Genomic DNA, 9,048 nt, shown 5'->3' on the forward strand with positions numbered 1-9,048 from the left:
GGTGAGATCACGCGGCCCTGCGTGATCTCACGCTCCGGGTCCCGGAAGAACCACAGCATGCCCGCCGCGAGAGCGGTGGCGGGCACGGCGACGGCCTTGGCCGCGCCGGAACGGCGCGCCCGGAGCAGGCTGAGCGCGGCCGTGGCGACCGTCGGCGCGAGCCACGGCGACGCTCCCCGCGCGAGCCGGGTGCCGGCGATGCTGTCGCGGTGTGCAGAGTCTTGGCTGTGGGGCATGGAAGACCTTCGTAGCGGGATGGTGCCGCGCTGCAGTTCTGGGGACGGCGGCTTTCCGGAATCGTACCGGGCAGGCACTGCAACTGGGCAAGCCAGAAGCCGAGTCGAGCGCCGGGAGCGCTGACGGGGTGTGATCTTCTTCTCGAAGAAAACACCCCGTAGCAGGACAATCGGCCGGGCTGCGACCGGAACTCTCCGGAATCAGCCCTGGAAGCGGTACTCCTCGAGGAGTCTGCGACCAATGATCATCTTCTGGATTTCTGCGGTGCCTTCACCGATGAGCAGCATCGGAGCCTCTCGGTAGAGGCGCTCGATCTCGTACTCCTTGGAGAAGCCGTAGCCGCCGTGGATCCGGAAGGCATCCTCCACGACCTCCTTGCAGTACTCGCTGGCGAGGTATTTCGCCATGCCTGCCTCGAGGTCGTTTCGTTCCCCGGAGTCCTTTTTGCGGGCTGCATTAACCATCATCGCATGAGCGGCTTCGACCTTGGTGGCCATTTCGGCCAATTTGAACTGGATCGCCTGATGCTGGGCGATCGCCTTGCCGAAGGTGTGACGCTGCTGCGCGTACTGCACGCCCAGCTCGAACGCACGCTGTGCGACACCACAGCCACGTGCCGCCACATTCACCCGCCCGACCTCGACACCGTCCATCATCTGGTAGAAGCCGCGGCCGGTTTTGCCACCCAGTACCCGATTGGCCGGAATTCGCAGGCCATCCATGATGAGCTCGGTGGTGTCGACCCCCTTGTAGCCCATCTTGTCGATCTTCCCGGGGATGGTCAGCCCGGGAAGGACCTCGCCGAAGCCGGCCGGCTTCTCGACGAGGAAGGTCGTCATCGACTTGTGCGGCGCGGTGCCCTCGGGGTGTCCTTCGTCACTCTTCACCAGCACGGCCACCAGGGTGGACGTGCCGCCGTTGGTGAGCCACATCTTCTGCCCGGTGAGGACGAAGTCCTCGCCCTCACGGACCGCCTTGGACGTGATGGCCGACACGTCCGAGCCGAGCGCCGGCTCCGACATCGAGAAGGCGCCGCGGATCTCGCCGGCCGCCATCCGCGGAAGGAAGTACTCCTTCTGCTCCTCGGTGCCGTGCTGCTTGAGCATGTAGGCGACGATGAAGTGGGTGTTGATGATGCCGGAGACCGACATCCAGCCCCGGGCGATCTCCTCCACGCACAGCGCGTAGGTCAGGAGCGACTCGCCCAGACCCCCGTACTCCTCGGGGATCATCAGCCCGAACAGGCCGAGTTCCCTCAAGCCGTCGACGATCGCCTGCGGGTACTCGTCGCGGTGCTCCAGCTGCGTGGCGACCGGGATGATCTCCTTGTCCACGAAGTCCCTGACCGTGGACAGGATCTCCTGCTGGACGTCGGTCAGACCGTGGGTCCGGGCGAGGCGGCTCATCCCTTGGGCTCCTTCTCCTTCAGCTCGGGCCGGCCGGGCTGCTCGCCGCCGCGCTCCTTGATGTACGTCTCGGTCGGCACCATCACCTTGCGGCGGAAGACGCAGACCAGGGTGCCGTCCTGCTTGTAGCCCTTGGTCTCCACGTACACGATGCCGCGGTCGTTCTTCGACTTCGAGGGCCACTTGTCCAGCACGGTGGTCTGGCCGTAGATCGTGTCGCCGTGGAAGGTCGGCGCCACGTGCTTGAGCGACTCGATCTCCAGGTTGGCGATCGCCTTGCCCGAGACGTCCGGCACCGACATGCCGAGCAGCAGCGAGTAGATGTAGTTGCCCACCACGACGTTCTTGCCGAAGTCGGTGGTCTGCTCGGCGTAGTTGACGTCCATGTGGAGCGGGTGGTGGTTCATGGTGAGGAGACAGAACAGGTGGTCGTCGTACTCGGTGACCGTCTTGCCCGGCCAGTGCTTGTACGTCGCCCCGACCTCGAACTCCTCGTAGGTGCGCCCGAACTGCACGGCTCAGCCCTCCGGGATCTCGAACTTGCTGGTGCGCTTCAGCCCGGCCGCACGGCCCTTGCCCGCGACGACCAGCGCCATCTTCCGGCTCGCCTCGTCGATCATCTCGTCGCCGAGCATCGCCGAGCCCTTCTTGCCGCCGGCCTCGGACGTGCAGTACTCGTACGCGTCCAGGATCAGCTCGGCGTGGTCGTAGTCCTCCTGCGAGGGGGAGAAGACCTCGTTGGCGGCGTCCACCTGGCCCGGGTGCAGCACCCACTTGCCGTCGAAGCCCAGCGCCGCGGCCCGGCCGGCCACCTCGCGGAAGCCGTCCACGTTGCGGATCTGCAGGTAGGGGCCGTCGATCGCCTGCAGGTCGTTGGCGCGGGCGGCCATCAGGATCTTCATCAGGATGTAGTGGTACGCGTCGGCGCCGTAGCCGGGCGGCTGCTCGCCCACCACCAGGGTCTTCATGTTGATGGAGGCCATGAAGTCGGCGGGGCCGAAGATGATGGTCTCCAGGCGCGGCGAGGCCTGGGCGATCGCGTTGACGTTGTTGAGGCCCTGGGCGTTCTCGATCTGCGCCTCGATGCCGATCCGGCCGACCTCGAAGCCCATCGTCTTCTCGATCTGGGTCAGCAGCAGGTCCAGCGCGACGACCTGCTCGGCGTTCTGCACCTTGGGCAGCATGATGCAGTCAAGGTTCGGGCCGGCGCCCTCGACGACCGTCACCACGTCCCGGTAGGTCCACTCGGTGGTCCAGTCGTTGACCCGCACCACCCGGGTCTTGCCCGTCCAGTCGCCCTCGTTGAGGAACTTGACGATGGTGTGCCGGGCCTCCGGCTTCGCCAGCGGCGCGCAGGCGTCCTCCAGGTCCAGGAACACCTGGTCCGCGGGCAGCCCCTGGGCCTTCTCCAGGAAGCGCGGGTTGGAGCCGGGAACGGCCAGGCAGGAGCGCCGCGGACGCAGGCGGTTCACGGGCTGGGGCGCGGTCATGCGGGGACCTCCAGGGGGTCGAGCTTGTTGGCCTTGCGGATCTCGTCGACGATACGGCCGATGATCGTGGTGATGTCGAAGTCCTTCGGGGTGAACACGGCGGCCACCCCGGCGGACCGGAGCTGCTCGGCGTCCGCGCCCGGGATGATGCCGCCGGCGATCACCGGGATGTCGTCGGCGCCGGCGGTGCGCAACCGGGTCAGGACGTCCGGCACCAGCTGGGCGTGCGAGCCGGACAGGATGGACAGACCGACCGCGTGCACGTCCTCGGCGAGGGCCGCGTCCACGATCTGCTCCGGCGTGAGCCGGATGCCCTGGTAGACCACCTCGAAGCCGGCGTCGCGGGCCCGCACGGCGATCTGCTCGGCGCCGTTGGAGTGCCCGTCCAGGCCCGGCTTGCCGACCAGGAAGCGCAGCTTGCCCGCGCCCAGGTCGCGGGCGGTGGCCTCGACCCGGCGGCGGACCTCGGCCAGCCCGGTGCCGTCCTCGGCCGCCACCGCCACCGGGGCGGACGAGACGCCGGTGGGCGCCCGGTACTCACCGAACACCTCCCGCAGCGCTCCCGCCCACTCCCCGGTGGTCGCCCCCGCACGGGCGCATTCGAGGGTGGCTTCCATGAGGTTGTCCCTGCCGCGCGCCGCCTGCTTCAGCCGCTCCAGCGCCTTGCACGGGCGCGGGTGGTTGAACGGCGGCTGGTAGCGGGTGTCGCGCCAGGCCTGCAGCGAGGCGATCACCCGGGCCTCGACGGCCGGGTCGACCGTCTGGATCGCGGTGTCCAGGTCCGCGGTGAGCGGGCTGGGCTCGGTCGACTCGAAGACGTTCACGCCGACGATCCTGTCGTGCCCCGCCTCGATCCGCGCACGGCGCTCCGCGTGAGAGGCGACCAGCTGCGACTTGAGGTAGCCCGACTCCACGGCGGCCATCGCGCCGCCCATCTCCTGGATCCGGTCCATCTCCGCCCAGGACGCCTCGACCAGCTCGGCGACCTTGGCCTCGACCACCGTCGAGCCCTCGAAGATGTCGCCGTACTCCAGCAGGTCGCTCTCGTAGGCGAGCACCTGCTGGATGCGCAGCGACCACTGCTGGTCCCAGGGCCGGGGCAGGCCCAGCGCCTCGTTCCAGGCCGGCAGCTGCACGGCGCGGGCCCGGGCGTCCTTGGAGAGCGTGACGGCCAGCATCTCCAGCACGATCCGCTGGACGTTGTTCTCCGGCTGCGCCTCGGTCAGGCCGAGCGAGTTGACCTGGACGCCGTACCGGAAGCGGCGCTGCTTGTCGTTCTCGATGCCGTACCGCTCGCGGGTGACGCGGTCCCAGATGCGGGTGAAGGCCCGCATCTTGCACATCTCCTCGACGAAGCGGACGCCGGCGTTCACGAAGAACGAGATCCGGGCGACCACGTCGCCGAACTTCTCCTCGGGCACCTGTCCGCTGTCGCGGACCGCGTCCAGGACGGCGATCGCGGTGGACATCGCGTAGGCGATCTCCTGGACCGGGGTGGCTCCCGCCTCCTGCAGGTGGTAGCTGCAGATGTTGATCGGGTTCCACTTCGGCATGTGGGTGACCGTGTAGGTGATCAGGTCCGTGGTCAGCCGGAGGGAGGGCCCGGGCGGGAAGACGTGCGTCCCCCGGGAGAGGTACTCCTTGACGATGTCGTTCTGGGTGGTGCCCTGGAGGGCCGCGACGTCCGCGCCCTGCTCCTCGGCGACGACCTGGTAGAGCGCCAGCAGCCACATGGCGGTGGCGTTGATGGTCATCGAGGTGTTCATCTTCTCGAGGGGGATGTCCTCGAAGAGACGGCGCATGTCGCCGACGTGGGCCACCGGGACCCCGACCCGGCCGACCTCACCGCGGGCGAGGACGTGGTCGGAGTCGTAGCCCGTCTGGGTGGGCAGGTCGAACGCCACCGACAGGCCGGTCTGCCCCTTGGCGAGGTTGCGCCGGTACAGCTCGTTCGACGCCTCGGCCGTCGAGTGGCCGGCGTACGTCCGCATCAGCCACGGACGGTCCTTCTGACGCTCTGACATCTGTCGTCCGCCGTTCCTCAGACGTTCCGGAAGCGGTTGATCGCGTCGAGGTGCTGGGCGCGCATCTCGTGGTCGCGGACGCCCAGGCCCTCCTCGGGGGCCAGGCACAGCACGCCGACCTTGCCCTGGTGGAGGTTGCGGTGGACGTCGTAGGTGGCCTGGCCGGTCTCCTCCAGGCTGTACGTCTTCGACAGCGTCGGGTGGATCTTGCCCTTGGCGATCAGGCGGTTGGCCTCCCACGCCTCGCGGTAGTTGGCGAAGTGCGAGCCGATGATCCGCTTGAGCGACATCCACAGGTAGCGGTTGTCGTACTGGTGCATGTAGCCGGAGGTGGAGGCGCAGGTGGTGATGGTGCCGCCCTTGCGGGTGACGAAGACCGAGGCGCCGAAGGTCTCCTTGCCGGGGTGCTCGAAGACGATGTCGATGTCCTCGCCGCCGGTGAGCTCGCGGATGCGCTTGCCGAAGCGCTTCCACTCCTTCGGGTCCTGGGTGTTCTCGTCCTTCCAGAACCGGTAGTCCTCGGCCGCGCGGTCGATGATCAGCTCGGCGCCCATGGAGCGGCAGATCTCCGCCTTCTCCGGCGAGGAGACCACGCAGATCGGGGTGGCGCCGCCGGCCAGCGCGAACTGGGTCGCGTAGGAGCCGAGGCCGCCGCTGGCCCCCCAGACCAGGACGTTGTCGCCCTGCTTCATGTTGGCGCCGTTGGCGGAGACCAGCTGCCGGTAGGCGGTGGAGTTGACCAGGCCCGGCGAGGCGGCCTCCTCCCAGGACAGGTGGTCCGGCTTCGGCATCAGCTGGTTCGACTTGACCAGCGCTATCTCGGCGAGGCCGCCGAAGTTGGTCTCGAAGCCCCAGATCCGCTGCTCGGGGTCGAGCATCGTGTCGTTGTGGCCGTCGGAGGACTCCAGCTCGACGCTCAGACAGTGGGCGACGACCTCGTCGCCGGGCCGCCAGGCGTTGACGCCGGGGCCGGTGCGCAGGACGACGCCGGCCAGGTCGGAGCCGATGATGTGGTACGGGAGGTCGTGGCGCTTGGTCAGCTCGCTGACCTTGCCGTAGCGCTCCAGGAAGCCGAAGGTCGACAGCGGCTCGAAGATGGACGTCCACACCGAGTTGTAGTTGACCGAGGAGGCCATCACGGCCACCAGGGCCTCGCCCGGGCCGAGTTCCGGCAGGGGGACGTCGTCCAGGTGCAGGGACTTGCGGGGGTCCTTGTCACGGGTCGCGAGGCCCGCGAACATCTCCGTCTCGTCCTTGTGCACGGTGATCGCACGGTACGACTCGGGGAGCGGGAGGGCGGCGAAGTCCTCCGACGAGGCGTTCTGCGACTGGATCGCGTCCAGGATGTCCTTCACGGTCACGGTGTTGCCTCCGGCGACGGGCGCCCGCCTGAGGGGCGCAGAGGGTACGTCGGTGCTGCGGGTGTGGTGCGGTGCTGAGGGTGTGGTGCCGTCGGTTCGGCGGGTGGTGCGGCAGCGCGTGGTGGCGCGGGGATGCCTGTGACGCAGGCGTCCGGACGCGCGTGGCCGTGGAGCCGTGCGGGGGACACCCGGCGCACGGTTCGTGTGGTGCGCCGGCCGTCCGGACACCCACAACGTATGGCACGGCGTGACGGTTGACAAGGCACTGAGTGCCAGGAGTTCCGCTCAGGTGAAAACTTTGCCGTTCAGGTGAGCGATGATCGATCAGAGGTGGTGGGACTGGGGCTTCCGATCGATGATCGATCAGCTCTCACAAGGGCATTTGCGGTGTGGGGTGGCGAAGACGCGCGGGCGCGGGACGGAGCCGAATCGCTCGATCACGGGGTCCTGCACCACTCCGGAGGGAGTACTGCGGCCTCACCGGCCGCTCCTCGTGACACTCGGTGCCATGCGCTTCGGGAGCCTCGGTGCGGGCTGTGCCCGGTGGGATGGGTCGGAGTGGTGGCTCTGGGCGGATCAGCGATCGTGACCGCACCCACTGACAGCGCCGCCATGATCGTTCGCCGGATGTGCGGATCCTGGAGCGGGCGTTGATCAGGAGAACGCCGGTGAGGCTGGTCTGAAGGGGACTACCTCGCCCGCGTTCGTGGTTCGCCGGCACGACCAGGTGTTTCGTGCAGCGGGATACCGAGTTCGGACGAGGCGGACCGCCCACATCGGCGTGCTGACGGCGCCAGAAGCACGAGGACGAGGAGTGGCGCGGGTGGCAGGCTCAGCGGCGGTCGCTCACGCCTTAGCCCTCGGGCTGCTGTCGCAGCGGCGTGCGCGTCCTCCCGCCTCCCGGTGCGTTGCGTCCGCCCTGGGCTTCGAGGAGCTGGGCTCCCGACTCGGCATCGAGTTCGTGCGAAAGGCAAGCCATCCGCTCCCACCGCGCTGGGCCTGGAGCCGCTCGTGCGCGGGCTCCCGCTCGTCGGCTCCCCCTGCGGCCCGCGCCGTCGGACCGGCGCAGCCGATGCCCGACGTCCGGTCCTCATAGCGGCTCGACCGTTACCGGTGCGGGGTCGAGGGCTGGTGAGCCAGTCCTGTCGGAGTCCCGAAAGTGGCTGGAAAGCCGGTCGGCATGCCGACCGCGCGACGAGGCGGCAGAAGGTACGGAACTCCGGGCCGGGATCGCCCTCCACCAGCAGGGTCTGCCAGTAGCCGGCGTCCCGCGGGGAGCGAGGCGCGACGGCGCCGCGGCCCTCCGCTCCAGGCGGGTGCCGAACGGGTTACTTGCGCTTCCTCGACGCCGCGACGGCAGCCCATGCCAGCCCCAGGACGAGGAGGCCGATCACGACCCACACCGGGGCTCCGCCCAGGCCCTTGTACGCCAGTGCGGTCCAGTCACTGCTCTGTCGCATCGGATCACTCAACTCCTTCAGACGTGTTCGGGTGCGCCTTCCGCCAGTTCGGCGCCCTGCCGTACAAGCACCGTGCCGCCTCGTCGGCTCGTTCCCTTCAGCAGGTGCACGCGCGCCCCCGGAAGACGTCAGCCCCCGTCGCGCCCTGGGCGGCCCAGCCGTCCGAAGGAAGCACGGGCGCGGCTCGGCGCCCGCACGAGGGTGGGGTCAGGGGCGGTCGCGGAGGGCGGCTTCGATGGTGTGCATGATCTCGTCGAGAGGGGCGTCGACGCGGGCGACGGTGACGAGGACCTCGCCGGAGGCGGAGACGGATGCCGCGTCGGGGGAGACCTGCCCCGCGCCGTCCCGCCCCGCACCGATACCGCGCCCGAACGTCCGCCGCACGATCGCGAAGGCGTGGTCCAGCTGCCGCTCCACGTCCCCCTGCCCGTCGGCACGGAGCCACCGCCGCAGCACGTGGTTGTGGGCCGTGACGACCGCGGACGCCGCCACCTCCGCCAGCAGCGGGTCGTCGTTCGCGTCGTCCGCGTGGGCCTTCTCGTCGAAGTGCCCCAGCAGGTAGCGGGTGAACAGCCGCTCGTAGCGGGCGACCGAGGCGATCTCCGCCTCCCGCAGCGTCGGCACCTCGCGGGTCAGCTTGTAGCGGGCCACCGACACCTCGGGGTGGGCCGCGTACATCCGCATGACCTCCTTGATGCCCCGGCACACCGTGTCCAGCGGGTGCTCGTGCGCGGGCGCCGCCTTCAGCACCGCCTCCGCCCGGACCAGCGTGTCGTCGTGGTCCGGGAAGATCGCCTCCTCCTTCGAGCGGAAGTGGCGGAAGAAGGTGCGGCGGGCCACGCCGGCCGCCGCCGCGATCTCGTCGACGGTGGTCGCCTCGTACCCCTTGGTGGCGAACAGCTCCATGGCCGCCGCCGCCAGCTCACGGCGCATCTTGAGCCGCTGGGCCGCGGCCCGGCTGCCCGCGGCGCTCTCCGGGACGTCGGCCGAGGCGGGGGTACGTGTCGACTTGGCGGGGTGGGACATGCCCCGAACGTACTGCATCCGGGCAGCCCGGTGTACGCGCGTCC

General features: G+C 69.3%; 7 protein-coding genes and 1 pseudogene. All 8 read right to left on the reverse strand.

Annotated elements, in window-relative coordinates:
* A pseudogene (locus tag ACOV8S_RS05985) lies at window positions 1-236 on the reverse strand (phosphatidylserine decarboxylase); the annotation flags it as partial.
* A gap of 201 nt (window positions 237-437) precedes the next feature.
* Window positions 438-1,643: an acyl-CoA dehydrogenase family protein gene (locus tag ACOV8S_RS05990; protein ID WP_448316497.1), complete on the reverse strand. Its 1,206-nt coding sequence runs from the start codon at window positions 1,641-1,643 to the stop codon at window positions 438-440.
* Window positions 1,640-2,158 (reverse strand): MaoC family dehydratase, encoded by a 519-nt coding sequence (locus ACOV8S_RS05995; RefSeq protein WP_448316498.1) that lies wholly within the window; start codon window positions 2,156-2,158, stop codon window positions 1,640-1,642. Before ACOV8S_RS05995 ends, ACOV8S_RS05990 begins: the two co-directional genes overlap by 4 nt.
* Before the next feature lie 3 nt (window positions 2,159-2,161).
* On the reverse strand, window positions 2,162-3,133 hold the full coding sequence (locus ACOV8S_RS06000) for an HpcH/HpaI aldolase/citrate lyase family protein (RefSeq protein WP_448316499.1): 972 nt from the start codon (window positions 3,131-3,133) through the stop codon (window positions 2,162-2,164).
* Window positions 3,130-5,157, reverse strand: a complete 2,028-nt coding sequence (locus ACOV8S_RS06005; RefSeq protein ID WP_448316500.1) for a protein meaA — start codon at window positions 5,155-5,157, stop codon at window positions 3,130-3,132. The genes ACOV8S_RS06000 and ACOV8S_RS06005 overlap by 4 nt, the downstream gene beginning before the upstream one ends.
* Before the next feature lie 17 nt (window positions 5,158-5,174).
* Window positions 5,175-6,512, reverse strand: coding sequence for a crotonyl-CoA carboxylase/reductase (gene ccrA, locus ACOV8S_RS06010; protein ID WP_448317374.1), 1,338 nt, complete (start codon window positions 6,510-6,512; stop codon window positions 5,175-5,177).
* A 1,334-nt stretch (window positions 6,513-7,846) separates the two neighbouring features.
* Window positions 7,847-7,978, reverse strand: a complete 132-nt coding sequence (locus ACOV8S_RS06015; RefSeq protein WP_448316501.1) for a hypothetical protein — start codon at window positions 7,976-7,978, stop codon at window positions 7,847-7,849.
* A gap of 207 nt (window positions 7,979-8,185) precedes the next feature.
* Window positions 8,186-9,004 carry a TetR family transcriptional regulator gene (locus tag ACOV8S_RS06020; protein ID WP_448316502.1) on the reverse strand — a complete coding sequence of 273 codons (819 nt, stop codon included), beginning with the start codon at window positions 9,002-9,004 and terminating at the stop codon, window positions 8,186-8,188.
* Window positions 9,005-9,048 lie beyond the last annotated feature (44 nt).

The organism is Streptomyces sp. CO7 (assembly GCF_053474865.1).

Coding starts and splice junctions, on each gene's coding strand:
- ACOV8S_RS06005 (WP_448316500.1), bottom strand. CDS start 5,157: ATGTCAGAGCGTCAGAAGGACCGTCCGTGGCTGATGCGGACGTACGCC.
- ACOV8S_RS06000 (WP_448316499.1), bottom strand. CDS start 3,133: ATGACCGCGCCCCAGCCCGTGAACCGCCTGCGTCCGCGGCGCTCCTGC.
- ACOV8S_RS05990 (WP_448316497.1), bottom strand. CDS start 1,643: ATGAGCCGCCTCGCCCGGACCCACGGTCTGACCGACGTCCAGCAGGAG.
- ACOV8S_RS06020 (WP_448316502.1), bottom strand. CDS start 9,004: ATGTCCCACCCCGCCAAGTCGACACGTACCCCCGCCTCGGCCGACGTC.
- ACOV8S_RS06015 (WP_448316501.1), bottom strand. CDS start 7,978: ATGCGACAGAGCAGTGACTGGACCGCACTGGCGTACAAGGGCCTGGGC.